Source organism: Parvimonas sp. D2, assembly GCF_035282635.1.
Taxonomy (GTDB): Bacteria; Bacillota; Clostridia; order Tissierellales; family Peptoniphilaceae; genus Parvimonas.
Genome location: NZ_JAYKBO010000016.1, coordinates 1 through 394 on the forward strand (window position 1 = coordinate 1; position 394 = coordinate 394).

At 50.3% G+C, this 394-nt stretch carries 1 protein-coding gene; it reads right to left on the reverse strand.

Features of this window, described 5'->3' with window-relative positions; genetic code table 11:
* A partial coding sequence (locus tag VJI77_RS07390; protein WP_323988945.1) for a phage tail protein occupies positions 1-394 on the reverse strand: 394 nt, incomplete at both ends.

The following is a 394-nucleotide window of genomic DNA, read 5'->3' on the forward strand; positions in this document are numbered from 1 at the left end:
TATTGGTAAATCCCCAGCGTGCTGAGGACATTTCAAACCAATCACCTTGCTCAAGCTCAATGGCCCACAAAGGCAAGGCAAAAGCAATAGTTGCCTGGTTGCGCGTACCCTCATACATGCGCTGGGTAATACGTTGTACCTGGGAATCAGAATTGATAGCCCGGAAAGTATACTGGGCAGAGAAACGTTCCCCGCCGTCGTTTTTCTCCCACTGCTTATTCTGCAGCGTCGGTAAAGCTTTTTCCTGGAAGCCACTTTGGGCATCAACGAAAGTGCCTACGATATGGTTGCACAGTTCATTAATAGGCGCACGTGGCTGGTAGCTCTTCTCCGTGATGTAGGTGACGTGATCATCATTGATCGAGAAGACAGGCGTACGGTTCGCACCAGGCAG